This window comes from Terrirubrum flagellatum, assembly GCF_022059845.1.
In the GTDB taxonomy this organism is placed as follows: Bacteria; Pseudomonadota; Alphaproteobacteria; order Rhizobiales; family Beijerinckiaceae; genus Terrirubrum; species Terrirubrum flagellatum.
Genome location: NZ_CP091851.1, coordinates 1967729 through 1993573 on the forward strand (window position 1 = coordinate 1967729; position 25845 = coordinate 1993573).

24 protein-coding genes are annotated in these 25845 nt (G+C 63.0%); 13 read left to right on the plus strand and 11 right to left on the minus strand.

Annotated features, from left to right (window positions below; all coding sequences use genetic code 11):
• Window positions 1-173 precede the first annotated feature (173 nt).
• Entirely contained in the window at window positions 174-368 is a 195-nt protein-coding gene (locus L8F45_RS09590; protein ID WP_342362648.1) for a hypothetical protein, read from the minus strand.
• A gap of 224 nt (window positions 369-592) precedes the next feature.
• Between L8F45_RS09590 and L8F45_RS09595 the strand changes: the two genes are divergently transcribed.
• The 6 genes from L8F45_RS09595 (at window position 593) to L8F45_RS09620 (ending at window position 8902) form a co-directional block, all read left to right on the plus strand.
• The gene (locus L8F45_RS09595; protein ID WP_342362649.1) at window positions 593-1138 is read left to right on the plus strand and encodes a hypothetical protein; all 546 of its coding nucleotides are present in this window, start codon (window positions 593-595) and stop codon (window positions 1136-1138) included.
• Window positions 1139-1241: 103 nt separating this feature from the next.
• On the plus strand, window positions 1242-3413 hold the full coding sequence (parE, locus tag L8F45_RS09600; protein WP_425329994.1) for a DNA topoisomerase IV subunit B: 2172 nt from the start codon (window positions 1242-1244) through the stop codon (window positions 3411-3413).
• A 1687-nt stretch (window positions 3414-5100) separates the two neighbouring features.
• Window positions 5101-5685 carry an SH3 domain-containing protein gene (locus L8F45_RS09605; protein WP_342362650.1) on the plus strand — a complete coding sequence of 195 codons (585 nt, stop codon included), beginning with the start codon at window positions 5101-5103 and terminating at the stop codon, window positions 5683-5685.
• A gap of 430 nt (window positions 5686-6115) precedes the next feature.
• The gene (locus L8F45_RS09610; protein WP_342362651.1) at window positions 6116-6856 is read left to right on the plus strand and encodes an ATP-binding cassette domain-containing protein; all 741 of its coding nucleotides are present in this window, start codon (window positions 6116-6118) and stop codon (window positions 6854-6856) included.
• On the plus strand, window positions 6846-7856 hold the full coding sequence (locus L8F45_RS09615; protein ID WP_342362652.1) for an ABC transporter permease: 1011 nt from the start codon (window positions 6846-6848) through the stop codon (window positions 7854-7856). Before L8F45_RS09610 ends, L8F45_RS09615 begins: the two co-directional genes overlap by 11 nt.
• 35 nt (window positions 7857-7891) lie before the next feature.
• Window positions 7892-8902, plus strand: a complete 1011-nt coding sequence (locus tag L8F45_RS09620; protein ID WP_342362653.1) for a sugar-binding protein — start codon at window positions 7892-7894, stop codon at window positions 8900-8902.
• Between the two features lie 340 nt (window positions 8903-9242).
• Here the strand turns inward: L8F45_RS09620 and L8F45_RS09625 are convergent, their stop codons facing one another.
• Entirely contained in the window at window positions 9243-9854 is a 612-nt protein-coding gene (locus tag L8F45_RS09625) for a Spy/CpxP family protein refolding chaperone (RefSeq protein WP_342362654.1), read from the minus strand.
• A gap of 297 nt (window positions 9855-10151) precedes the next feature.
• On the opposite strand from L8F45_RS09625, the gene L8F45_RS09630 reads away from it, so the two are divergent.
• Entirely contained in the window at window positions 10152-10439 is a 288-nt protein-coding gene (locus tag L8F45_RS09630; RefSeq protein WP_342362655.1) for a hypothetical protein, read from the plus strand.
• Between the two features lie 31 nt (window positions 10440-10470).
• Here L8F45_RS09630 and L8F45_RS09635 read toward each other — a convergent pair whose 3' ends face one another.
• Window positions 10471-11088, minus strand: a complete 618-nt coding sequence (locus L8F45_RS09635; RefSeq protein ID WP_342362656.1) for an alpha/beta fold hydrolase — start codon at window positions 11086-11088, stop codon at window positions 10471-10473.
• A 266-nt stretch (window positions 11089-11354) separates the two neighbouring features.
• On the opposite strand from L8F45_RS09635, the gene L8F45_RS09640 reads away from it, so the two are divergent.
• On the plus strand, window positions 11355-12788 hold the full coding sequence (locus L8F45_RS09640; protein ID WP_342362657.1) for a DEAD/DEAH box helicase: 1434 nt from the start codon (window positions 11355-11357) through the stop codon (window positions 12786-12788).
• A gap of 103 nt (window positions 12789-12891) precedes the next feature.
• Window positions 12892-13950 carry a GGDEF domain-containing protein gene (locus tag L8F45_RS09645; protein ID WP_342362658.1) on the plus strand — a complete coding sequence of 353 codons (1059 nt, stop codon included), beginning with the start codon at window positions 12892-12894 and terminating at the stop codon, window positions 13948-13950.
• Window positions 13951-13967: 17 nt separating this feature from the next.
• Here the strand turns inward: L8F45_RS09645 and L8F45_RS09650 are convergent, their stop codons facing one another.
• Window positions 13968-14363: a HesB/IscA family protein gene (locus L8F45_RS09650; RefSeq protein ID WP_342362659.1), complete on the minus strand. Its 396-nt coding sequence runs from the start codon at window positions 14361-14363 to the stop codon at window positions 13968-13970.
• A 392-nt stretch (window positions 14364-14755) separates the two neighbouring features.
• Between L8F45_RS09650 and L8F45_RS09655 the strand changes: the two genes are divergently transcribed.
• The 4 genes from L8F45_RS09655 (at window position 14756) to sseA (ending at window position 18307) form a co-directional block, all read left to right on the plus strand.
• Window positions 14756-15403 (plus strand): DUF1062 domain-containing protein, encoded by a 648-nt coding sequence (locus L8F45_RS09655; protein WP_342362660.1) that lies wholly within the window; start codon window positions 14756-14758, stop codon window positions 15401-15403.
• An 83-nt stretch (window positions 15404-15486) separates the two neighbouring features.
• Window positions 15487-16527 (plus strand): cysteine synthase A, encoded by a 1041-nt coding sequence (locus L8F45_RS09660; protein ID WP_342362661.1) that lies wholly within the window; start codon window positions 15487-15489, stop codon window positions 16525-16527.
• Window positions 16524-17237 carry an alanyl-tRNA editing protein gene (locus L8F45_RS09665; RefSeq protein ID WP_342362662.1) on the plus strand — a complete coding sequence of 238 codons (714 nt, stop codon included), beginning with the start codon at window positions 16524-16526 and terminating at the stop codon, window positions 17235-17237. Before L8F45_RS09660 ends, L8F45_RS09665 begins: the two co-directional genes overlap by 4 nt.
• Window positions 17238-17467: 230 nt before the next feature.
• A complete protein-coding gene (sseA, locus tag L8F45_RS09670) occupies window positions 17468-18307 on the plus strand; it encodes a 3-mercaptopyruvate sulfurtransferase (protein ID WP_425329995.1) in 840 nt (279 codons plus the stop codon).
• Here the strand turns inward: sseA and L8F45_RS09675 are convergent.
• The 7 genes from L8F45_RS09675 to L8F45_RS09705 all read right to left on the minus strand — a co-directional run bounded on the left by L8F45_RS09675 (window position 18304) and on the right by L8F45_RS09705 (window position 25713).
• Window positions 18304-19413 (minus strand): DUF2336 domain-containing protein, encoded by a 1110-nt coding sequence (locus L8F45_RS09675; protein WP_342362663.1) that lies wholly within the window; start codon window positions 19411-19413, stop codon window positions 18304-18306. The two genes, sseA and L8F45_RS09675, sit on opposite strands and share 4 nt — an antisense overlap.
• A 121-nt stretch (window positions 19414-19534) precedes the next feature.
• On the minus strand, window positions 19535-21034 hold the full coding sequence (locus tag L8F45_RS09680) for a M81 family metallopeptidase (protein ID WP_342362664.1): 1500 nt from the start codon (window positions 21032-21034) through the stop codon (window positions 19535-19537).
• Between the two features lie 23 nt (window positions 21035-21057).
• Entirely contained in the window at window positions 21058-21387 is a 330-nt protein-coding gene (locus L8F45_RS09685) for a DMT family transporter (RefSeq protein ID WP_342362665.1), read from the minus strand.
• Between the two features lie 91 nt (window positions 21388-21478).
• The gene (locus L8F45_RS09690) at window positions 21479-22195 is read right to left on the minus strand and encodes an amino acid ABC transporter ATP-binding protein (protein WP_425330020.1); all 717 of its coding nucleotides are present in this window, start codon (window positions 22193-22195) and stop codon (window positions 21479-21481) included.
• A 70-nt stretch (window positions 22196-22265) separates the two neighbouring features.
• Window positions 22266-23408, minus strand: a complete 1143-nt coding sequence (locus L8F45_RS09695; RefSeq protein WP_342362667.1) for an amino acid ABC transporter permease — start codon at window positions 23406-23408, stop codon at window positions 22266-22268.
• A gap of 16 nt (window positions 23409-23424) precedes the next feature.
• Complete coding sequence (locus L8F45_RS09700; RefSeq protein WP_342362668.1) at window positions 23425-24618, minus strand: amino acid ABC transporter permease; 1194 nt, start codon at window positions 24616-24618, stop codon at window positions 23425-23427.
• Between the two features lie 69 nt (window positions 24619-24687).
• Window positions 24688-25713: an amino acid ABC transporter substrate-binding protein gene (locus L8F45_RS09705; protein ID WP_425329996.1), complete on the minus strand. Its 1026-nt coding sequence runs from the start codon at window positions 25711-25713 to the stop codon at window positions 24688-24690.
• Window positions 25714-25845: the final 132 nt, after the last annotated feature.

Here is a 25845-nt window from a genome sequence, read left to right on the forward strand (position 1 = left end):
CCCTGCCCCAGACCGCAGACGCGACCGGGCAGATTGAGAACTATGGAGAATTGGCTGAACCGTTCCTGAATGCGGCGTGCAGAAAAGGAGCAAGGGTTAAGCGGCCGTCACATGCGACGTTTTGTCAGCATTAGACGGGATTAACCTGACGCAACGTCGCGAGATTTTGCGACCTAGTGAATCGTCAGCACCGCGGCGCTGAACACGCACAGCGCCATGAAAAGTCCAACGCCGCGCCAGCCCCAATCGATCGGCGGCTTCGGCGCTGGCGGAGCTTCTTCCTCGACAACGTGGAAATCTTCCGCCGGCGCGAAAACAACGTTGCGGAATTGCGGAGCAGCGTTCGTCTCGTCGAAAGTGAGTGACATGCGAACCGCCTCGCCTGCGAGATGAGTGAGCGGAACGTTAAAATTTGAATCTTAACGACTCGTTGAGATTTGCGGAGCGCGTCACGTCATGTGCGTTGACGCACGTTCGGCCTTCCTGCGCATCGATAGCCCTCTCCCTTCAACGCGACGAGCGCGACTGTGAGGCGGCGCGCTCCCCGCTATTTTTCAAGGGCGACGAAGCCCGCAATCCATGGGTTGAAGCCATGATCAACTCCGCCCACGCGACAGCGCTGTCGCGCGCCTTTCTCATCACGTCCGTGTTGCTGGGTCTCGCCGCCATGCTGCTCGGCGCGGCCATGGGGGCGGCCGAGGATTTCCGCCTTCGCGGCGTGCATGTCCATGTCAATCTGGTCGGGTATGTCACGATGTTTCTTGCGGGCCTGTTCTATCGCGCGTTTCCCGAGGCCGCGTGCCGGCTCGGCTGGATTCATTACGGGCTGCTGCTTGCGGGCGTCGTGCTGATGGCGCCGGGGATCGCCGGAATCATGCTGCCCATCCCTGAGATCGCCTGGTTGACGAAGCCCGGCTCCGTGCTCGTCATCGCCGGCATGTTTCTCTTTCTCTGGATCGTCGCGCGCCGCACCACCGTCAGCGTCGATCCCCAAGGCGGCCATCGTGAGCCGCTCGTGCCAGTGCGCGTGATCGACGAGGCCAGGCTCGACGACCGCCGGGAGGCCGCGCGGCTTCGCGCCGAGAAGATCATCGCCGAAGCGGCGCGCTGCGCCGCCGATCGCCCCCTCGCCGCCTGACCTGGCCCAATCGCCGCGGGACAAGGCTTCCGCGGCGTTGCCATTCCGTTCCCTCCGGCCCCGCGCCGTGGCAATCTCGCGGGATGCGATTCGGCGAGGACTGATGGCCGGCGAAAAGGACGAGGCCCCTGATCTGTTCGGGGCCGCTGCGGCCGGCAAAGGGCCTCAAAAGCCCTCTACAGCCGAGCTTCGGGCGAAGGCGGAGGCTGAGCTTGCGCGGGCGCGCAAAGCAGCCGAAGAGGCCCGCCGCAGCGCAGAGCAGGCGAACGACCAAGCAGGCAAGATGGCGACGAAGAAAAACCAGGGCGGCGGCCTCCCGCGCACCCAGAGCGAATCCGAATACAACGCCGATTCGATCGTCGTTCTCGAGGGTCTGGAGCCCGTGCGCCGTCGGCCGGGCATGTATATCGGCGGCACCGACGAGAAGGCGCTGCACCATCTCTTCGCCGAGGTCATCGACAACTCCATGGACGAGGCCGTCGCGGGCCACGCGACCTTCATCGAGGTGGAGCTTGGAGAGGACGGCTTTCTCACGGTGACCGACAATGGTCGCGGCATGCCTGTCGAGCCGCATCCGAAATTTCCGACCAAATCCACCGTCGAAGTGATCATGTGTACGCTGCACGCCGGCGGCAAATTCGATTCCAAGGCCTATGAGACCTCGGGCGGTCTGCACGGCGTCGGCGTGTCGGTCGTGAACGCGCTGTCGGAGCTGCTGGAAGTCGAAGTGGCGCGCGGACGCCGCCTCTACAAGCAGAGCTTCTCGCGCGGCCTTCCGCAAGGCAAACTGAAGGACCTCGGCGAGGTCCACAATCGCCGCGGCACGAGAGTCCGCTTCAAGCCCGATCCGCAGATCTTCGGCGACAAAGCCCATTTCGATCCAAGGCGGCTGTTCAAGATGGCGCGCTCGAAGGCCTATCTCTTCGGCGGCGTCGAAATCCGCTGGAAGACGACGCCGGCGATCGTCGCGCCCTACGAGACCCTGCCGGCTGAAGCCGTCTTCCGGTTTCCCGGCGGCCTCAAGGATTATCTCGCGCGCGAGATCGAAGGCAAAGACCTCGTCGCCGACAACATCTTCTCCGGCAAGATCGAGAAGCCCGGCGGCGGCCACGGCTCCTGCGAATGGGCGATCGCCTGGCTCGCGGGCGACGACGGCTTCGTCTCCTCCTATTGCAACACCATTCCGACGCCGGAAGGCGGCACGCATGAGTCCGGCCTGCGCGTGGCGCTGCTGCGCGGGCTGAAGGACCATGCCGAGCGCATCGGGCAATCCAAGCGCATGGCGCAGGTGACGACCGACGACGTCATGGTCTGCGCCGCCGGCATGTTGTCGGTGTTCATTCGCGAGCCGGAGTTCGTCGGCCAGACCAAGGACAAGCTCGCGACCGTCGAGGCCTCGCGCATCGTCGAAGCCGCGATCCGCGACAGTTTCGATCATTGGCTCGCGGCTGCGCCCCAACAGGCGGCGAAGGTGCTCGACTTCACTGTCGAGCGTTGCGACGAACGGCTGCGTCGCCGCGCCGAGAAGGAAGTGGCGCGCAAGAGCGCGGTGAAGAAGCTGCGCCTGCCAGGCAAGCTCGCCGATTGCACCAACGCCGGTCAGGAAGGCTCCGAACTTTTCATCGTCGAAGGCGACTCCGCCGGCGGCTCGGCCAAGCAGGCGCGCGACCGCGCGACGCAGGCGGTGCTCCCCCTGCGCGGCAAGATTCTCAACGTCGCCAACGCGACGCGCGACAAGGTCACCGCCAATCAGCAGCTCGCCGATCTCCAGCAGGCGCTCGGCTGCGGCGTCGGGTCAGGCTATCGCGACGATGATCTGCGCTACGACAAGGTCATCGTGATGACTGACGCCGACGTCGACGGCGCTCATATCGCGTCGCTGCTCATCACCTATTTCTGGCGGCAGATGCCGAAGCTGATCGACCAGGGCCATCTCTATCTCGCCGCCCCACCCCTCTTCCGCATTTCGCATGGCGGCGTCACCGCCTATGCGCGCGACGAGGCGCACAAGGAAGAGCTGCTCGCGACCACCTTCAAGAACAAGAAGCCGGAGATCGGCCGCTTCAAGGGTCTTGGCGAGATGATGCCGGGCCAGCTCAAGGAAACCACCATGGACCCGAAGAAGCGCACGCTGCTCAAGGTGATGGTGGTGCATGAGGAGCGCGACGAAACGACCGACATGGTCGAGCGGCTGATGGGATCAAAGCCCGAGGCGCGTTTCGCCTTCATCCAGGAGCGCGCGGCGTTCGCGCAGGATGGGATGCTGGATATCTGATCGATCAACGATGACAGACGGCGAGTTCGACGGCTCGGGGAAACCAGGAGTCGCGCCGCCGCAGGTCAGCCAAGCCGAGGCCCCGCCAACAGCGGGCGAGCTTCGATATCGTCCCACGTCGCGGTTTCCGGTAGTCCGCGTGCAATCGCGCATCGCTTGCGGGCTGCGTCCAGGGCGATGCTTGTTTCCAGGTCGCGCTTGATCTGCCTGGTTGAAGGAAGAGGGACACGCCTTCCAAAGCGAAGAAGCTGTCGCATATCATTCTCCTGTTCATTCCCAGCGGACAACCGCTGCGGTGTCGCCTTTGGTGCGAGGAGCGACGCTGGCGGCGTTCACAAGCTCAATTGATGGACGAGCGAATGCCGAAGATCAGCACGGCGATGAGCGTCACATAAGAAGCGATGAAGGCCGCGATAAAATAGCCGAATCGGGGGCTGATGGAGATCTGCGCTGACATTGTGAAACCCTCGGTCTAAAGGCGGCGGAGGACGGCGCGCCGCACGCGTTGCGCGGCAAACTGCAAGCGCTCGACGGGCAGCCAGAGAAAATCCTCAATTCGCCGCAGTTGATCCGCGCGCCGCCATTGCGCCTGGAGAGCTGCAAGGCCCGCGCGTTCTTCAGGGGGAAGCTGGCGTTCGAGGCCACCGCAATAACGCGTGATCCAATCGCGACAGAGGCGACCTGCCTCGCGCGGCGACAAGAGCTTCAACGACTCGGAATGATTGATCAGGCTGATGACGTCGAGAAGCGCATATTGACGCGAATGCGAAAATGGCAGCGACAGAATTCGCTCTCGCTCGCGATCGAGATACGCCCCCAGTCTTTCACACGCTGACCCGCGCCCCGCGGGATGATGCATGGTCTGCGGAGCCAGCGACTTTCGCCGTCGCCGGCGTGCGTCGGGCTGTTCTGCGCTCATAGGCGTCGCCCAGTCATTGCGGCAGGGGCCCAAAGAAAGTCGTGTATTTGAAAGTATAGAGGAAGCCGATGAACAGAAGCGCCACGATAGCGCTGCTCCATCTGACGACCAAGAGCGCCTTCGACCGCCACATTGCTTGCGGATCGCCGACTGAATTCCCGAATTCCCCCATCGAACGTGACCTTTCTTCGGAGCGAGGATCGCGGCAGAGGGATAACTCCTCCCTGCCGCAGCTTGAACGTCGAGCAGACTTGAGCCTGCCCGGCCGTTACTTCTTTTCGTCGGGCTTCGTCGGCGCCGGCTGCTCTGTCGGCTTGGCGGGCGGATTGGTGGAGGGTTCGTCGGCGAAAATCAGATTCAAAATCATGTTCAGGTCCTTCAGACGAATTGTCCCCGGCGAGGGAGCCTCGCCGAGGCTCAGACAAAAGCTCGCCGGCGCTGAAGCAACGGGCGTGCTTCAGCGCAAAAAAGTATATTGTCCAAGAGGGGTGCCGCTCAGGGTCTGCGCTTGTTAGCGACGACGAACGCGGCCTCAATAGGCAACGTATACACTATCAGTCGAGTTCACAAGCGCGAGCCCTAAATATAGTTTGCTCCTCGGACGCGCCGCAAAATGTTGTAGGCTCGCTGCTTACTTCCTTCCTGCGAGTGAACCGGGCGCGGAAGTCGCGCTCCGATGCGCAAGCCTTTCTTTACCAAGACTCAGTTACCGTCTGCTTGTCGCACGACTCTCCTGTGCGATCGGTTGATGCGTAACTGGAGGACTTCATGCGCACGAGCGTCATCGTTGCAGGCGCCATCTCGTTTGCCGCATGCGGGACTGCGGCTCTGATGGGATTGGGCGTTATCGGCGCCCCGACGCGCGCCAAGCCCGCGGACGTTGCGAGCGCCGCCTCTTCCTCATCGCCGCCGGTCCGGCAGGTCCAGACAGTCCCGATCGCGCCGCCTGCCACGCCCGTGGCGCCAATCGCCCAGCCCCCAATCGCTCAGACTCCGGCGCCCGTCGCGCCGGCTCCGATCGCTGCAGCGCCCCAACCCGCGCCAGTCGCCTCTATTCCGGTCGCCCCATGGGCCCCTCCGAAGCCGATCACCGCCGCGCTGCCAAAACCGAAACCCGTCGAAACGACCGGCTCCATCGCGTCCGTGAAAACTCTTTTCGTCAGCGGCTCCCGCGTCGCATTGCGTGAAACCGCCGACGCGAAAGGCAAGCTCGTCGATCGCATGCCCGCCGGGCAGAAGGTCGCGGAGATTTCGCGCAACGGCGAATGGGTGCGCGTGCGCGTGATCGGATCAGGCGCCGAAGGCTGGGTCAGCGCTTCGCTCGTCGATACGAAGCGTCCGACCCAGGACTGACGAATTCAGCGCGTCAGGCTGCGAAGCGCAGCGCGGCCCAGACGGCGCCGCCGAAGCCGCACAGGATCGTTGCGCTCACAGCCAGCATCGCAATGACGAGCTGCTCTTCCGACAGATTGCGAAAGAAACTCATGGTGGTACGCCCCTCGTCGCGCTTCTAGCGACGAACCGCGAAAGTTTTATTACCGCCGCGCACATCCGCCAGAGGCGCGGCCGCATGGCGGCCGCGCCCGGATATAACAACTGCATCGCTGTCTGCGAGTTCCGGTCGCGCGCCCTGAGCGCGCAAATTGAGCGCTCATTTTGTCGCCATCCCGCAGGCTTGCCATTTTCCGGTAAACCGGACTTAATCCCTGCCAATCGAGCGATCGGCGACCGCGCATGCGGCGACCGGACGACGAATGAGGAAACAGACGGGAGGCGAACGAGCATGGCGTTGCTCGAACTCCATGGCGTGTCGAAAAGCTTCGGCGCGATCAAGGCCGTCACCGATGTGCATATGCAGTTCGAGCCCGGCGAAGCGGTCGGGCTGATGGGCGACAATGGCGCCGGCAAATCAACGATCGTGCGCCTGATCGCGGGGAATTTTCTTCCGACGGACGGCGAAATCCGCGTCGACGGACAGGCGTCGCACTTCCATCGGCCGGTCGACGCCAGACGCGCTGGCATCGAGGTCGTCTATCAGGATCTCGCTCTGTGCGACAATCTCACCGCTGCGGCGAACGTCTTTCTCGGCCGTGAATTGAAGAAAGGCTTCGGGCCTTTCACCGTGCTCGACTATGGCGCGATGTATGCGAAGGCGGCGGAGCTCTTCGCCGAATTGAAATCGGAGACGCGGCCGCGCGATCTCGTCAGGCGCATGTCGGGCGGACAGAGGCAGGCGGTGGCGATCGCGCGCACGCGACTTTCCAATCCCAAGATCGTGCTGATGGATGAGCCCACCGCCGCGATCAGCGTCAGGCAGGTGCATGAGGTGCTCGAACTGATCCGGAGGTTGAAGAGCCGCGGCATCGCGGTCGTGCTGATCAGCCATCGCATGCCCGACGTGTTCGAGGTGTGCGATCGCGTCATCGTGCTGAGGCGCGGCTCGAAGGTGGCGGACAAGCGCATCGCAGACACGACGCCGGAAGAGATCACTGGCCTGATCACGGGAGCGATCCGTGCAGCATGAAGCCGCCATCGCCGCGATCAGCGACGTCACCGGATTGAAAGAACAGAGTGCGATTCAACGTATTCTCGCATCGCAGGCCTTCTGGGTCGCGCTCGCTCTGCTCGCGATCTGCGTCGTGATGACGTTCCTTCAGCCACACGCCTTCGCGACGACGGAAAACCTCTACAACATCACGCGCAATTTCGCCTTCGTCGGCATCATGGCGTTGGGCATGACCGTGGTGATCATCACCGGAGGCATCGATCTTTCGGTCGGCTCGGTGATGGGCGTCGTCGCGATCGTCGCCGGCCTCGTGCTGCAGGCGGGCCATTCCTGGATTCTCGCCTTCGGCGCCGGGCTTCTCACGGGATTGCTGTGCGGGCTCGTGAACGGCGCGCTCATCGCCTATGTCGGCTTATCGCCCTTCGTGGTCACGCTCGGCATGCTGTCGATTGCGCGTTCGCTCGCGATCGTGCTCTCCGAAAACAAGATGATCTATGATTTCGGGCCGGACTCGAACACCGTCTATGCGATCGGCGGCGGTCAGATTCTCGGCGTCGCCAATCCGGTCTGGCTGCTGGTCATCCTGACCGCCGTCACCGGCTGGGTGCTCAACTTCACCGCCTGGGGCCGCTACATCTTCGCCATTGGCGGCAATGAGAGCGCGGCGCGGCTGACCGGCGTGCCCGTCAATCGCATCAAGCTCGAAGCCTACGTCGTCTGCGCGCTTGCGGCGGCGGTCGCATCGCTGATGATCCTGGGATGGCAGGGCTCGGCGATCAATGCGCTCGGCACGGGTTACGAATTGCGCGTCATCGCGGCGACCGTGATCGGCGGCGCGAATCTCATGGGCGGCGCAGGAACCGCGGTCGGCGCCTTCATCGGCTCGGCGCTGATCGAGGTCATTCGCAACAGCCTGCTGATGGCCGGCGTCGACGCCAACTGGCAAGGCGCCTTCGTCGGCGCCTTCATCGTGCTTGCGGTTCTTCTGGAGAAAGTTCGCGGAAGAAAACGGGATTAGGGAGCAACCCGGCCCGTCAACATCAGGAGGAAGCCATGCTGAAATTCGCAATGAGCGCGGCCGTCATCGCGGTCGCAACAGCCGCAGGCGTATGTGGAGCGGCGGCGCAGGCGAAGAAATACACCTTCGCGCTGGTGCCAAAGAACATGAACAATCCCTTCTTCGATCAGGCGCGCGACGGCTGCAAGAAGGCTGAGAAAGAATCGAACGGTGGGATCGAGTGCATGTATATAGGGCCCGGCGAACATGGCGGCGGCGACGAGCAAGTGCAGATCGTCAACGACCTGATCGCGAAGAAAGTCGACGGCATTGCGGTCTCGCCATCGAACGCAGCCGCCATGGCGCGTTCGCTCGACCGTGCGAAGGCCGCCGGCATTCCTGTGCTGACGTGGGACTCCGATCTGCTCGACAAGGACAAGGCGCTGCGCGTCGCCTATGTCGGCACGAAGAATTACGACATCGGCGTCAATCTCGCGAAGCAGGTGATGGAGATCAAGCCGAAAGGCGGAACGATCTGCATCCAGTCGGGCGGCGCCGCGGCCGCCAATCACAATGAGCGCATGCAGGGCATTCGCGACACGCTCTCGGGCAAGAAGAGCGCGTCGGCGCCGGGCGACAAGCTCACAGGACAGAATGGCTGGACGGAAGCGGCGGGATGCCCACTCTACACCGATGACGATTTCCCGCGCGCGGTGCAGCAGCTCGAAGACATCCTCGGCAAGAATCCGAATCTCGACGCGTTCGTGCCGACAGGAGGATTCCCGCAGTTTGTCCCGCAAGCCTACAGAAATGTCGCCAACAAATACAAGGCGAAGATCGCTGACGGCTCGCTTGCGCTTGTCGTCGCTGACACGCTGCCGGTCCAAATGGATCTGATGAAGGAAGGGCTGTCGCGTGGACAGGTCGGACAACGTCCGTTCGAGATGGGTTACAAGACGATGTTCTTCCTGAAGGATCTCAAGGAAGGAAAATCCGTCGCCGATCCCACCTACACCGGCCTCGACGTCTGCAGCCCGAAGACCGCGGCGACCTGCATCGGCAGCTGAACGTCAACAGCCGCCGTCATCCATTCGGATATTGTCCATCCGGATGCATGGCGGCGGATGATATCGATTCTTCGAGCACGGTGAAGAAAGTGAACGCGGGGCCAAGCTTTCGCTCGAGCCCCGCGTTCTGTCGCCTCGAAGCAAGATGCTAGATCATCTTGGCCGGCGACGAAAGCTCAGACTTCACATCATCTGCATCGCCGCGAGAAACTTTCGCCGCGCATGTTGATGTGAAAGCGCATCAACGCATGATGAAGCGCGATCGCGCGAGATAAAAACGGCGACTGACTCTGCGTCACAGAATCAGCCGCCGCATTGATGTTGTTGTTATGATGATCGTTTAGCGCCAGCGCGGCCCGCCGCGACGCGCCGCGAGTTCATCCACCCTCGCCTGCTGCGTCGGATCGAGAGAGGCGTAGAATTTGCGCGCCGGCTCGACCGCCTTGTCAGTCGCATCGGCCGCCTTGCGCAGCACCGATGACAATTGCGCGAGCTTTTCCGGCGCCTTGTCGCTCATCTGCGAGAAATTCGTGCAGGCCTCGCGCTTTACATCTTCAAGCGCCGGCAGCACCTGATCGGCAAGCGTGTCGAACTCCTTCGCCTGCGCATCCGTCAGTCTGAGATCGGCCTTGGCGTAAGCGCGCACGACAGGATGGAAGCGCGCGGTGTCTGCGCCGCAGAAGCGCGCGAAACGCTCGAGTCTCGGGTTTCCGCCCATGCGCGGCCCCATTGGCCCCATGGGGCCGCCGCCCCAGCCCCGAGGCCCGAAATCGCGCCAGCCGCCCTGATCGCCCCAGCGCGGGCCGCGCCAGTCATCGGAGCCCATCTGCGCCTGCACAACGCCCGCGCCGACCACGCCGCCGACAAGAAGAAGGCCGGCGGCGAACGCAACCGTGCGCAGGCGGCTGCGATTTGGAGACGGCGCGGGGGCCGGGTTGATCTCGCTTGTCATGCTGAGACTCCTTAATTCTCGGCGGTCCGATCGCATCGCGCCTCAACATGGGCATGAGCGCGCGAAATGGGATCAGTTCCAGTCAGTTGGAGCGCAGCTTGCGCAAAGGAGTCGCGCCAACATCACGCGCTTCCCCCGAAGCTTTGCTTTGCGTCACTTTTCGACCGTCGCATGTGAATGTCGAATGAAGCTTTGTCCATGAAGCTTCGCCGTATTTTCAGGCCAGAGCGCGCCGCCGGTCTGCAACCAAGTGTTTACCCTGCCGCCGCAACATGGCGGCACTGGGGACCGATTCACATGTTGCGGACGCTCATTACCCGTTTCGCCGGCGACACGTCAGGCGAGATGCTGAAGACGGCGGCCAAGGCGGTCGCGATCACGAGCGTGTTCTCGGTGACTTGCGCATATTTTCTCGCAAACGGACTCGACAGCGAAAAGCGCGTGCTGGAAATGCTCGCCGAGTCGATTTCGCAGCGAGACGGCTCGGTCCGCGCCGCGAGAGCGGGCGTCGACATGACGACGACAGGCTCGATCCGCAGTCAGAGCGTGCGCCTCGATCCTTGCGCGGTTCCCGACAAGCGCTGATCGCCGCAAGCCGGGCGCAAGATTCGGCTGTCTAAGAGAGCCATCTCTCAAGCGCGCTGCTGACCTGCATAGGCCGCTCGAGCGGAGCAAGATGTCCGCAGTCGCGGATGACTGTCAGATCCGAGCCCGGGATGGTCTTGCTTATGGCTCGCGATTGATCGGGCGGCGTGACCAGATCGTCCGCTCCGACAATGACCGATGTCGGCACGCGAATCGACGGCAGCACGCCCCAGTAATTGATGCGGCTGAGGATCGCGCGCTGCTGTGCGGCGAATCCTGACGAGCCCGTCGCCAGCAGCATCTGCAGAACCACATTCCTGAGCGGCTCGTCCTCCAACCGTTCGGAATGGACATAGGCCGGCCACAGAAGAGCGAAGATCTCGTTGAGTTTGTCGCCTTCGGCCATGCCGATGAGAAGCTCGCGACGCTCACGCTGCTCAGGCGTGTCGCCGCTCGCGCGGGTGCTGATCAGAGCGAGGCGCGTCACCCGCTCGGGCGCGCGGCGCATGATCTCCAAAGCGAGATAGCCGCCCATGGAATGGCCGAGAAGCGCGAATTTCGGCGGCGCTTCGGCCAGAATGGCGCCTGCTTCCATGCGCAGATCGGGATAGCGGCCGGTTTGCGCGAAGAAGCACATCCCCCTGCTCATCAGGATGGGTCTCAGCGGCGAAAACAGCTCGGAGGTCTCGCCAAGTCCGGGGATTAAAAGAAGAGGTTCGTCAGCCATGTCACGGAAACGCTATCCCTGCGGCGCCGCAAACTATTGCTTTTTCGGGCGGCTGCCGTCAAAGAGGACCATAGGCGGATGAACCGCCAGATTCTTGACCGTTCGGCGGGCCAGAGCCGGTCCGCATCATCGTCTCCCGGAAGGCCGGGAGCGTTACGGATCGTAACTCACCTCAAGCCGGAGACTCAATGACATTTTCGGAGCTTGGCCTCAGCGAACGCGTGCTGAAGGCCGTCGAGGGCGCTGGCTATGTTCAGCCTACCCCCATCCAGGCGCAGGCCATCCCCCATGTGATGCAGAAGCGGGACGTCCTCGGAATCGCGCAGACAGGCACGGGAAAGACTGCAGCCTTCACCCTCCCGATGCTCAGTTTGCTGGAATCGGGCCGCGCCCGCGCCCGCATGCCGCGCACCCTGATCCTCGAACCAACCCGCGAGCTCGCCGCCCAGGTCGAGGACAGTTTCGCCAAATATGGCGTCAACCATAAGCTTAGCGTCGCCCTCCTGATCGGCGGCGTCTCGTTCGGCGATCAGGACGCCAAGATCACCCGCGGCGTCGATGTGCTGATCGCCACGCCCGGCCGCCTGCTCGATCATTTCGAGCGCGGCAAGCTACTCCTCACCGGCATCGAGGTGCTCGTGATCGATGAAGCCGATCGCATGCTCGACATGGGCTTCATCCCCGACATCGAGCGCATCTGCAAACTCGTGCCCTTCACGCGGCAGACCCTGTTCTTCTCGGCGACAATGCCGCCCGAGATCACCCGCCTCACCGAGGCGTTTCTGCACAATCCCGTGCGCGTGGAAGTGTCGCGACCAGCCTCAACAGCTCAGACGATCACTCAGAGTCTCGTCGCATCCGGCGGAAAAGATTACGAAAAGCGTGAAGTCCTGCGCGGCCTGATCAAGAACGCCGAAGGCCTGAAGAACGCGATCATCTTCTGCAATCGCAAGAAGGAAGTTGGCGTTCTCCATCGTTCGTTGCTCAAATACGGGTTCGAGGCGGTCGCCCTTCACGGAGATATGGATCAGCGGGCGCGCCTCGCGGCGTTGGATTCCTTCAAGAACGGCGAGGCCAAGCTGCTTGTCGCTTCCGACGTCGCGGCCCGCGGCCTCGACATCCCCGACGTCAGCCACGTCTTCAACTACGACACGCCCCACCACGCCGAGGATTATGTCCATCGTATCGGCCGCACGGGTCGCGCCGGACGACAGGGTTCGTCCGTGACCATCGTCACCCCGATCGATGACAAATCGCTCGCCGCCATCGAGAAGCTGATCGGACAGAAGATCGAATGGACGGGCGAGCCGGTCGAGGACGCGCCGCGCCGCAGCCGCGAGGACCGCGGCGACCGGCGCCACGGCGGACGCCACGAAGCCGGACGCAAGCCCTCGGGCCGCGATCGTCGAGATTCAGGCGAAGCACGCAAGGAGCCGGCTGATCACCACCGTCGCGCCGCCGGACGGCCGCAGCAGGCCGCTCCCGCCCCGCGCCCGCCGCGTTACGCCGAAGAGCACGAGCCCCGCCGATCGCACGATCACGACGCTAGCGACGCGCGCGTGGTTGGCATGGGCGATCATGTGCCGAGTTTCCTGCTGCGGCCCGTGCGGCGGAGCGGCTGAAACGTCGCGCCATATTTAAGAGAAATTTACGGGAAGTTGATAATTTTCACCCATTCGGTTGTGTGAATTTCAAGCCAGCGCTGGCGACGGGCGGGGGGGCCTCATGAGCGCAGACCATGAGGACGACGAGCGGGAACTGGACGATGCGCGCAAGGCGCTCGACCTGATCGCTCGCTATCAGTCGCCCGCCAATGCAAGCGCTTTCTCCGTCTGGCAAAGCTATGTGCGCAAGGCTGACCCTGCGCTTTGCGCTGCGATCGACGAATTCATCGCGCAAAAAGGGTCGCTCAATCACGACGATGTCGACTTTCTGGCGCGGACCTATCTCGACACGCCTGTCGACGAGAAGCCGCAACAACTCAGCGCCGCGCTGATCAAGGAAGTCGATCGCATTCTCGAGGCGGTCGAGCTCGCGACCGGCGGCGCCGCCCGCTATAGCCAGATGCTGAAGCAGATGTCGGCGCGTCTGGCCGACGACGTCGATCAGAAGACGCTGCAGAAAATGGTCAGCCAGCTCTCCGACATTACGCGACAGACCATCGTCGACAATGAGGCGCTGAGCCTTAATCTCAATGCGACACGCGCTGAAGTCGCGTCGCTGCACGCGACGCTTGCCGAAGTAAAGCAGCAGTCGCTCACGGACGAATTGACAAAACTGCCGAACCGCAGGCATTTCGACGCGCTGATCGTACAACAGCTCGCCAATGTGAAGCGGCGCTCGCAGGACCTCGGCTTGATGATGATCGACATCGATCACTTCAAGCGCTTCAACGATCGCCATGGACATCTCACCGGCGACAAGGTGCTGCGCCTCGTCGCATCGACGATCGCCAAGCATCTTCCCCCGCGCGCGACAGCGGCGCGTTACGGCGGCGAGGAAATCGTGATCCTGCTGCCCGAGCAGGAGCTGTTCCAGATCATGCGTCTCGCAGAGGTCATCCGCACCGATCTGCGCGGACGCGATCTGATCAAGCGCAGCACCAATGAATCGCTCGGACGGGTCACGGTATCAGGCGGCGTCGCCATCGCGACCAAACGGGACACGGTCGAGACCCTGATCGACCGCGCCGACCGCTGTCTCGCCACCGCGAAGATGCTCGGCCGCGACCGCATCGTGTCGGAAGACGATCTGCCGAAGCAGAAAATCGCAAGCGCTGTTTAATCGCCCGCGCGGCGCGTTCAGACGCCCGCCGCCTCCTCAAGCCTCTCGGGCGCCGCAGGCGTGATCGCCACCGATTCGCCGCAGCCGCAGGCCGAAGTCTGGTTCGGATTGTTGAAGACGAAGCCGGAGGAGAATTTGTCCTCCTTCACATCCATCTCGGTCCCGAGCAGGAAGAGGATCGCCTTGGGATCGATGAAAATCTTGACGCCTTTATCTTCAAGAACATCCTCGAAGGGCTTGGAGTCCTTGGCGTATTCCATCGTGTAGGACATCCCGGCGCAGCCGCCGTTCTTGACGCCGACGCGGACGCCGAGCACGGGGTCGGAAGCATTCGCGATGATATCCCGCACCCGCGTCGCAGCGGCTTCGGTCAAACTCATCACCTGCATTTTCTTGCGCGGCGCAGCGCTCATTCCAGCCTCCATCGATTCGGGTTCAAGGCCCGCGGACGGATATTCCCTGCGGATGATATAGAAACTCCCATTCGGAATGGCCAGCGGTCGCAACGCGTCGCATTGAGCGCTCGCCAAACTTGCCAGGTTCCGCTAGGGACGCGTCCGCAGTCGGGACATCGCTTCGTGCCCAAGTAAACGCCGGTCTCTTCAAGTCGCCCGCGCGGCGGCGCGTTCCGCGCCCGCCGATTTTGATTGCGCGTTCTCATGGCGGCGGTTCGAGACCGGTATGGCCTGGCTGGATCGTCATCGACGCGCCTCATCTCCTTCCGCATTTCCGCGCCACACCGCGCCCATCCGGGCTGCTCGATCTGTCGCCGTGACGAACTTCCCAAGAGGAAGCTCGGACCGGCATGTCGGCCACCGTCTTTGTCGCCTGGACGATCGATCCAGTTTGCGAACCTCAACCCATCCGCAACTGCAGCCGATGCAAAGCCGCAAGGCCCTTTGGAAGCAGCGGCCTTTTCCGCCTCAACGCCAATGGCAAGCGACTCGACGCCTGGCTGATCTATCGCTGCTCCCATTGCGACAACGCCTGGAACCGATCGATCTTCGAACGCCGTAAGATCAATGAGATCGATCGCGCTCTTCTCGCGGCCCTGCAGGTGAACGACGCCCACCTCGCGCGCCGGATCGCGTTCGACGTGAACGATCTCGGGCGTACGCGGATCGAGTCGATGCAGGAAGCGCGAACAACGAAACGGCTTGTGAGCGGTGATGCGCTTGGCGCCGACCATGTCGAGATCGCGCTCTCGTCGCCGCAGCCGGTCGCGCTTCGCCTCGACAGGGTGCTGGCGCTGGAGCTTTCCCTGTCCCGCCAGCGGCTTCGGCAGTTGGATGAGCGCGGACGGATCGCAACGAGCCCACGCGTTCGTCTGCGCGCGAGTCTCGTCGACGGCCTACGCATCCGGATCGATCTCGCCGACGAGCATGACCGGCGCGCCATCATCACCGCGGCGGCTGGCCTTGCGCTCGATTCGACAAGCCCGCCCATCTCCTAGCAGCATGCAGGCCAGAACCGGCTTCGGTCTTGGAGTCGCCCGCAACGCCTTCTATGGTCCGCCACTCACGCAAAGTCGCTCTCATGCCGTACGCCTCCTCCGTTCTCGACGTCATCGGCGATACGCCGCTCATCAAGCTGAAAAAGGCGTCGGAGGAGACCGGCTGCACGATCCTCGGCAAGGCCGAGTTCATGAATCCCGGCCAGTCGGTGAAGGACCGCGCGGCGCTGTTCATCGTGCAGGACGCGGAGCGGCGCGGCCTTCTGAAACCCGGCGGCATGATCGTCGAAGGCACCGCCGGGAATACCGGCATCGGCCTTTCGCTGGTCGGCGCGGCGCTGGGCTACAAATCGGTGATCGTGATCCCGCAGACCCAGTCCGAGGAGAAGAAGGACGCGCTGCGCCTGCTTGGCGCCGAGCTGGTGCAGGTGCCCGCCGCGCCGTACGCCAACCCGAACAACTACATCAAGGTCGCGGCTCGCATGGCGGAGCGGCTCGGCAAGGAGCATCCGGCCGGAGCGATCTTCGCCAACCAGTTCGACAATGTCGCGAACCGGCAGGCCCATATCGAGACGACAGGTCCGGAGATCTGGCGGCAGACCGAGGGCAAGATTGACGGCTTCATCTGCGCGGTCGGCTCAGGCGGCACGCTGGCTGGCGCGGGCATGGCGCTGAAGGCGAAGAACCCGAAAGTCTCTATCGGGCTCGCCGATCCTCCGGGCGCGGCGCTCTACAGCTACTACACGACGGGAACGCTGAAGTCCGAGGGCTCATCGATCACCGAAGGCATCGGGCAGGGACGGATCACCGCCAATCTCGTCGACGCGCCCGTCGATATCGCGTTCCAGATTCCCGACGCTGAAGCCGTGCAGACTGTGTTCGACCTGCTGCAACATGAGGGCCTGTGCCTCGGCGCTTCGTCCGGCGTGAATGTCGCGGGCGCGATCCGGCTCGCGAAGCATCTCGGCCCCGGCCACACGATCGTGACGATCCTCTGCGATTACGGCACGCGCTACGCGTCGAAGCTGTTCAATCCTGACTTCTTGCGCTCGAAGAATCTGCCGGTTCCCGGCTGGATCGATGGCGCGCCGAGCCTGCAACCCGATCTCGTCCCTACTCCATGACCGAATTGCTTTTCCGCGCCGACGCCTATCTCAGAGAGGCGGCGGCGACCGTGCTCGCCATCAATGACAAGGGCGGCGTCATCGTCGACCGCACGCCTTTCTACGCGACAGGCGGCGGCCAGCCCGGCGATGTCGGCGCGCTTATTCGCGCTGACGGATCCGAGATTGCGATCGCAACCGCGGTCTATGAGCCCGACCGCAAGACAGTGGCGCATGTTCCTGCGGCTGGCGCGACTGCGCCGGCGCCCGGCGAGAAGGTCACGCTGAAACTCGATTGGGGTGTCCGCTACAAGCGCATGCGCATCCACACGGCGCTGCATCTGCTGACCGTCGCCCTGCCCTATCCCGTGACCGGCGGCGCGATCGCCGATGGCGACGGGCGGCTCGATTTCGACATTCCCGACGCCGGCCTCGACAAGGACGCCATCGCCGCGAAGGTCAACGAAGCGATCGCATCCGACGTCGAGGTGCGCGAGCGCTGGATCACGGATGAACAACTGATCGCCAATCCCGGGCTCGTAAAGACCATGTCGGTCAAGCCGCCGATGGGATTGGGGAAAGTCAGGCTGGTCGAGATTGTCGGACTTGATCTGCAGCCTTGCGGCGGAACCCATGTGAAGCGGGTCGGCGAGATCGGCCCAATCAGGGTGACGGAAATCGAGAAGAAGGGAAAACAGAACCGCCGCGTCAGGATCGCGCTGGCGGAATAAGCCGCGCCTCGCGGTCTTTCAAAAATCAGACGAAGCGGATCACCACCCAGGCGAAGGCCGCGATCCAGGTCGTGAAAACAAAGGCCGGAAACATGGTTGCTGCTTGCGTGTTCATTGCGCTCTCCTGTGAGCGCCTTGTCGCCGCCGCCGCAGAAGGTCTAAGTGCGGGAGCGCACAAGGCCCCGTTTCGGCGAAGTTGACGCATCGCCGGCGTAACAAAGGAAACAGAAATGATCTCCAGCTCGGCGTTGGTGAGCACGGATTGGCTCGCGGCGCGCCTCGATGCGCCCGATATCGTCATCGTCGACGGCTCCTGGTATCTGCCCGCGATGAATCGCGACCCGGCGGCTGATTATCTGGCCGGGCATATTCCCGGGGCCGTGCGCTTCGATATCGACGCCATTCGCGATGCGTCTTCCTCACTGCCGCACATGATGCCTTCGGCGGAAGATTTCGCCCGCGCCGTCGGCGCGCTCGGCATCGGCGATGGCATGCGCATCGTCGTCTATGACGGAGCCGGCCTGTTCTCTGCGCCACGCGTGCGCTGGATGTTCAGGACGTTCGGCGCGCAGGATGCCGTAATCCTCGATGGCGGACTGCCGCGCTGGGTCGCGGAAGCGCGACCGCTGGAACAGGGCGAAGTCACGCGCGCGGCCCGCCGCTTCACTGTGCGCCAGGATCATACGGCCGTCGCCGATCTCGGCGACGTGAAACGCGCGCTCGCTGGCGACGCACAGGTGGTGGATGCGAGGCCGGCCGATCGTTTCCGCGGCGAAGCCCCGGAGCCGCGGCCTAGCGTGCGCGCCGGGCACATGCCGGGAGCGTACAGCCTCCCCTTCGCGCGTTTGCTTGCGGATGGACGGCTGAAAGACGGAGCGGCGATCGAGAAAGCTTTCGCCGAAGCGGGCGTCGACGTGACGAAGCCTATCGTCACCAGTTGCGGCTCAGGCGTCTCCGCTGCGATCCTCTCGCTGGCGCTGGAGGAAATCGGCAAGCCCGCCCGCGCGCTCTATGACGGCTCCTGGGCCGAGTGGGGCGCGCGCGAGGACTGCCCTGTCGAAAAAGGTTAGGCCGCCGTCGCCGCACCGCTCACAGGCGGCGCGGCGCTGCCGACGGAGCTCGAAATCTTGATGAAGCGCAATGAGCGCTGCGCGTCGCTCGGCTTCAGATCGTTGTAGATATATTCGAGCCGCGGGTCGTCGCGATAGACGTCGCCCAGCTTCCGCGCCCGCATCGCTGAAACCGCTGCGAAAGCCGGCCAAGGCAGGAACTGCGAGCGAAGCAGCAGCACGACCGGCTCGTGAGGCGGATTGAAAAGCGCCGAACCGCAGAGCGAGAGATCAAGCCCCGAGACGCGCGACAGGACATAGGCGAGATCGTGGATACGATCTTCGGTCGCGAGGTCCTGCACCAGATCGGGCAACTTCACGGCGCCGGTCTTCATCAGATCGACCATCGCGTCGAGTTTCCGGCGCTCCTCGTCCCGGAACACCATGGCGTCATGGAGTTTCTGACGCACCTTGCGCAGGATGGCGGCGGGCAGCCTGCCGTCCTTGTCGTAGCCTGCCTCGGCGAGCTTCACGACGAGCTGTTCCGAGAGCTGCGGCAGCAGCTTTTCGACCGTCTCCGCCGGCAGATCCTGGCGGGCGACGAGCCGCATCTGCAATTCCTGATCGCCTTCCGCCTTGCGCACCAGTTCGCCGAAACCGGTTTGCGAAAAGCGCGCGCCCTGATTGCCCGCCACGTTGCGGACGACGCGCTGGTCGCCGCGTCGCACCAGCACGTCGGTGATGATCTCTGATATCTGCTGACGGTTTGAAATGGCGAGCAGATGGTCCTGAGAAGAGGTCGAAGCGATCGCGGCCAGCTTGTCGTCAGTCAGCACTGGAGAGCGGCGCAGAATAGGCGACGCGACCTGGAGGTCGTCGCTGGCGAGTCTTTCGATGAGCGACAGGGGCGCATCGCTACGATCAGCGATGCGGTCGGCGAACTCAGCCCGGACCTCGGTTGTCACGCTGTCGGCGACCATGGTCATGATGTCGTTGAAGAAACCGACCTGCTGCTCGGCGTAATTGTTGTTTGAAAGGAAAAGGTCCGTGACCTTGCGAAGCAGCTCCCGGCGACGATCCGACGACGTCTCATCCGACAGCTTGGACAATTCTTCGATCAACTGCATGAAACGCGACGCCTGCAATCTGCGGATGCGTCATGTTACGGCGGAAATCTTAACCGGTTGTAGGTTTCACAGCGAAAACGCGGCTTTCACCGCCCGTTACGTGTTTTCCCCGAGACCCCAATCATGCGGGCTTGCGGGGTTTCAGCCTGACGCCGGCCCTGAGCCGCGTAAATGGAAGCCCTGAGGGATCGGCGATCACCGGCCCCGGCGCGGCCACAACGATCACTTCAGCCGCGATTGGCTCGAAATCGGCGCGGAAATGCACGCTCGATTTCAGCGCGACGATCTTCTGCGCCTCCGGCTCCACGCCGAGATGGCGAAACAGCATCCGGTCATAGGCCTGCGTCTTGCGCGACACGACGACCACGAGCAGGCCGGGCGCGACCTCCACGAGCGCCGTCGGGCCGAGGTCCGACCTGTTGCCTTTCGTCATCGGCCCCTGATTGACGTAGCGGCCGTCAGACAGCCGGATGACATTTACTTCGACGTCGAGCGGAGGCGGGACCGACCGGCCGCCCAGCGCCAGCCTGAGGCGCGCGCCCTCGCCCGCGGCGTGACAGGCCACAGCCGACTCCGGATCATTGATGAGACCGAAGGCGACGCCGCTCGCGCCCTGAGCAATCAGTTCGGCCAGTAAGCCCGTCGTGTCGCCATGGCCGCCGCCGCCCGGATTGTCCTGAGTGTCGGCCAGCACCACGGGCTTCGTCGCCGTCGCGGCGATCCGGATGGCGCGCGCCACGCCCTCGGCGGCTGAGGCGACGCCGCCGGCGAAGGCGGGTTCATTGGCGTCATAGGCGGCCTTCAAAGCATCGATGGTCGCGTCGACCGAGGACTGGTCGTCGCCATAGCAGGCGAGCGCGGGGCTGCAGCCTTCAAAGTCCGCGTAAGGAAATCCGAAGGCGAGCGCGAGTTCGGCGATGTCGTTGCGCAGGCCAAGCCGCGCGCGCTCCGCCATCAGCCCCTTCATCGGTTCAACCAGCGTGCATTGGGACGTGATCGGCGTGAGATAGTCGATCGCCCGGAACGCTTTGGCGAAAGGACGCCCCAGCGCCCGCCGACGCATGAGGAGATCGTAAGCGCGCTCGCCTGTCTCGCGCATGTCGACATGGGGATAGGTGCGATAGGGCGTCAGCGCATCGCTCGCCTCGACCATCAGGGCGGTGAGATTCACATGCGGATCGAGCGAAGCGACGACGGGAACATTGTCGCCAACGGTCGCGCGGACGCGGCGCAGAAGCTCGCCTTCCGCGTCCGGGAATTGCGGCGTGACCATTGCGCCATGCAGTTCGATCAGCACGCCGTCGAACGGCTTCTCGCGATGGGCGCGCGCGAGGCGCGACAGCATCTCGCCGGCGATCATCTCAAAGGCGCGATCAGTGACCGGTCCGGAAGGCGAGGCGAAGCACCAGATCAACGGCACGATCTCGTCGCCCGCCGCCCTCGCCCGCGCCAGCATGCCGGCGGCCGCCACTGAAGTTCCCTCGAGCGCGCCAAGCATTTCAGCGCCGGCGCTGAGCGGGGGAAATCCGGCCGGCGTCAGGAACGCTTCATAGTCGGCCGGATGCGGCGCGAAGGAATGGCTTTCATGCATGAAGCCGCCGAGGGCGAGACGTAGCGACATGACGAAGCCCCTTGCGCGAAGAACTAGTGAGCCGACAGGTTCGAGAACGCGTTCACGATGACGACGCCGGCGACGATCATCGCGATTCCAACAATGGCCGGCCAGTCGAGCATCTGCTTGAACCAGACCCAGGCCACAGCGGTGATCAGCACAATGCCGACGCCAGACCATGTGGCGTAGACGACGCCGACGGGAATGGAACGCATCGCGAGCGAGACAAAATAAAAAGCGATCGCGAAGCAGACCGCCGTCAGCGCCGAGGGCGCGAGACGCGTGAAGCCGTTCGATGCGCTCAACGCCGATGTGCCGATGACTTCGGCGACAATGGCGATCGCGAGATAGAGGTAATTCATGCGGCCTGACTGTCAGGCGGGCCAATCCGCGTCAATGCGACAAAACAAAAGGCCGCCCGAAGGCGGCCCTGAACATCGCTGCGCGCAACCCTCAATGCAGAATCTGGCTGAGGAAGAGCTTCGTGCGCTCGTGCTGCGGATTCTTGAAGAATTCGTCGGGCTTGTTCATCTCGACGATCTGGCCCGCATCCATGAAGATAACGCGGTTGGCGACCTGACGGGCGAAGCCCATCTCGTGCGTCACGCAGAGCATGGTCATGCCTTCCTGCGCGAGGCTGACCATGGTCTCAAGCACTTCCTTGACCATTTCCGGATCGAGCGCCGAGGTCGGCTCGTCGAACAGCATGATCTTCGGATTCATGCAGAGCGAGCGCGCAATGGCGACGCGCTGCTGCTGCCCGCCCGAGAGCTGGCCCGGATATTTCGCGGCCTGCTCGGGAATGCGGACGCGCTTGAGATAATGCATCGCAATCTCTTCCGCTTCCTTCTTGGGCATCTTCTTCACCCAGATCGGAGCGAGCGTGAGATTCTCAAGGATCGTCAAATGCGGGAACAGATTGAAGTGCTGGAACACCATGCCGACCTCGCGGCGGATCTCATCGATCCGCTTGAGGTCATTGGTGAGCTCAATGCCGTCGACGACGATGCGTCCCTTCTGATGCTCCTCCAGCCGGTTGATGCAGCGAATCATCGTCGATTTGCCGGAGCCCGAAGGTCCGCAGATGACGATACGCTCGCCGCGCTGCACGGTCAGATTGATATCGCGCAGCACGTGGAAGTCGCCATACCATTTGTTCACGCCGACCATCTCAACCGCGATCGGATTCTTGGCTTCGTTACGCTGAAGCCCTGCAGGCGCCGTGCTCATTGAACTCCCCTTATCGCTTGTGACCCGTCGACAGCCGCTTCTCCATCCAGATGGAGTAGCGCGACATGCCGAAACAAAAGATGAAATAGATCAGCGCCGCGAACGCGTAGCCTGACGCGCGCGACACCGGAGTCGCCCATTTGGGATCGACGAGGCTCACCTCGACCGTCTTCAGCATGTCGAAGATGCCGACGATCGAGACGAGCGAGGTATCCTTGAACAGCCCGATGAAGGTGTTGACGATGCCGGGAATGACGATCTTCAGCGCCTGCGGCAGGATAATCAGCGACATCATCTGGGGATAGTTGAGCCCTAGCGCCATGGCGCCTTCATACTGGCCCTTCGGCATCGCCTGCAGACCGCCGCGCACCGTCTCCGCCATATAGGCGGCGGAGAACAGCGCGACGCCGATCAGCACGCGCAGCAGATTGTCCGGCCGGAAGCCTTCGGGAAGGAAGAGCGGCAACATCACGTTCGCCATGAACAGCACCGTGATGAGCGGTACGCCGCGCACGAACTCGATGAAGACGACCGAGAAGAATTTCACGATCGGCAGCTTCGAGCGTCGTCCGAGCGCAAGCGCGATCCCGAGCGGCAGCGAAAAGACGATGCCGACGGTCGAGATCACCAGTGTGACCAACAGGCCGCCCCAGAGATTGGTGGGAACGGTCGGCAGGCCCAGCCAGTTGGCGCCTGAGAGAAGGATGAAGGCTGCGATCGGCAGGAAGACGAAGAAGTAAAGCGCGCCGATTCCTTTCTGCGGCACGCGCGGCCAGAGCATCCACACGGCGCCGATGACGCCGAGAATGCCGGTGAGATCGACGCGCCAGCGCTGCTCGATCGGATATTGGCCGTACATGAAGTAGGCAAAGCGCGCCTTCACGAAAGCCCAGCAGGCGCCGACCTCCACGCCGTTCTTGGACAGGCAGGCTTCACGGTCTTCGCCGTTCCAGACCGCATCAACGAGGAGGAATTTGAGGATCGAGGGAACGATCCAGACTACGAACGCGATCGCGAGGATGGTAAGGACCGTGCTCGCAACCGACGAGAACAGGTTCGCGCGCATCCATCCGATCGCGCCGGTTTCCGAAGTTGGAGCCGGCGACGGTTCGACGAACGAGGAGCGAAGATACCCCACGGAGGAGGCAGGCATGGTTGCGCTCATGGCCTCACCTCTCCACCAGCGCCTTGCGCGAATTATACCAGTTCATGAAGGTCGCCGTCGTCAGGCTGATCGTGAGATAGACCAGCATGGTGATCGCGATGACCTCGATGGCCTGACCGGTCTGGTTCAGCACCGTGCCCATGAACACCTGTACGAGATCGGGATAGCCGATCGCGACCGCGAGCGACGAATTCTTCGTCAGGTTGAGATAATTCGAGGTCAGCGGCGGGATGATCACGCGCAGGGCCTGCGGGATGATCACCAGCTTGAGCGTCGGGCCGTTGCGAATGCCGAGCGCATGCGCGGCTTCCGTTTGCCCCTTGCTCACCGACAGGATGCCAGCACGCACGATCTCGGCGATGAAGGCGGCCGTATAGGTCACGAGGCCGACGAGCAGCGCGACGAATTCGGGATAGATCTGCGTGCCGCCGCGCAGGTTGAAGCCCTGCAGCGCGGGATAGGAGAACTCCACCGGCCGTCCCATCACGAGAAACACAAGGCCGGGCAGCACGACGATGAGCGCCAGCGCGACAAGCCCGATCGGATATTGCCGGCCGGTCAGCGCCTGTTGCTTCTTCGCCCAGAGCCGGAACAGGATCGAGGCGAGAATGCCGCCGAGAAGCGTCCAGGAAACGGCCGAAAAGGCCGGCAGGAAGGTCGGCTCGGGGACATAGAGGCCGCGATTGTTGAGCGCGAAGCTGTCGCCGAAAAACTTGAAGGAGTCGCGCGGATTGGGCAGCGGCTTCAGCACCGCGTTATACCAGATCAGCAGTTGCAGCAGCAGCGGCACATTGCGGATCAGCTCGACATAGACCGTCGCGATCTTCGCCACGACCCAGTTGTGCGACAGGCGGGCGACGCCGACAGTGAAGCCCAGAAACGTCGCGAGCACGCAGCCAATGACGGCGACAAGCAACGTATTGAGAAGGCCGACCCAGAAGGCCCTGCCATAGGTGCCGGTCGCCGCGCTGTAGTCGATCAGATGCTGACCGATATCGAACCCAGAGATGACGTCCCAGAAGCCGAAGCCGGAGGCGATCTTCGCCTTCTGAAGATTCTCGACGGCGTTCGAATAGGCTTCGTAGACGACAAATCCGATAATGACGAAAAGAATGACCTGCCAGGCGATTCCCCTCACCTTCGGGTCATATAGCAGCGACGCTTTTTCCTGCGGCGCGCCTTCGATGGCCAAACTCATGCCCGCCCTCATTCGCTTTTTTGGATCGACCGGCGAGCGGCGAAAACGCCGCCCGCCGGCGTTATGTCGTCAGCGAATTGGAGGGGCGTATTGCAGGCCGCCCTTGTTCCAGAGCGCGTTGATGCCGCGAGCGATCTTCAGGCGCGAGCCCGAACCGACATTCTTTTCGAATGTCTCGCCGTAATTGCCGACCAGTTTGATGACGCGATAGGCCCAGTCGTTCGTGAGGCCGACGGTCTCGCCGAACTTGCCTTCAGTGCCGAGCAGACGCTTGATTTCAGGGTTCTCGGACTTCAGCATCTGGTCGACATTGGCCTGCGTTACGCCGAGTTCTTCAGCCGTCAGCATGGCGTAGTGGACCCATTTCATGATGTCGAACCACTGATCGTCGCCATGGCGAACCGACGGTCCGAGCGGCTCCTTCGAGATGATCTCGGGCAGCACGATGTTCTCGTCGGGATTGTTCATCTTGAGGCGTTCGGCGTAGAGGCCGGACGCGTCCGTGGTGAAGGCGTCGCAGCGACCGGAATCATAAGCCTTGATGGTCGCATCGTTGTCGGCGAACACGACGGATTCGTATTTGATCTTGTTGGCGCGGAAATAGTCGGCGAGATTGAGTTCGGTCGTCGTGCCCTGCTGCACACAGACCGAGGCGCCGTCGAGCTTCAGCGCCGAATTCACGCCGAGCTTCTTCTTCACCATGAAGCCCTGGCCATCATAGTAGTTGACCGGACCGAAGTTGAGGCCGAGCTGCGTGTCGCGCGACATCGTCCAGGTGGTGTTGCGCACCAGCATGTCGACTTCGCCCGATTGCAGCGCGGTGAAACGATCCTTCGCCGACAGCGAGATGAACTTCACCTTGAGCGGATCATTGAATATCGCCGCCGAAATGGCCCGGCAGAAATCGACGTCGAGGCCTTCCCAAACGCCCTTGTCGTTCTGCACGTTGAAGCCCGCGAGGCCGGTGCCGATGCCGCACCTGAACTCGCCGCGTTGTTTCACCTGCGCCAGAGTCGCCTGAGCGAAGGCCGGCGCAGAAAACGCCAGCGCCACCATCCCGGTCGCCAGCGCGCCTGCAATAACAGTTGTTTTCATTTGACTCCCCTTTCAACCTTCTCAGACCGGCCCGCCTGACCCCGCGCCGCATCATGCGGCGCGTCGAAGGCCAGGCGTCAACCCGCTCTGACATAGGGACGGAGAGCGAACCGCCCGCCGTCCTTTCTCTTG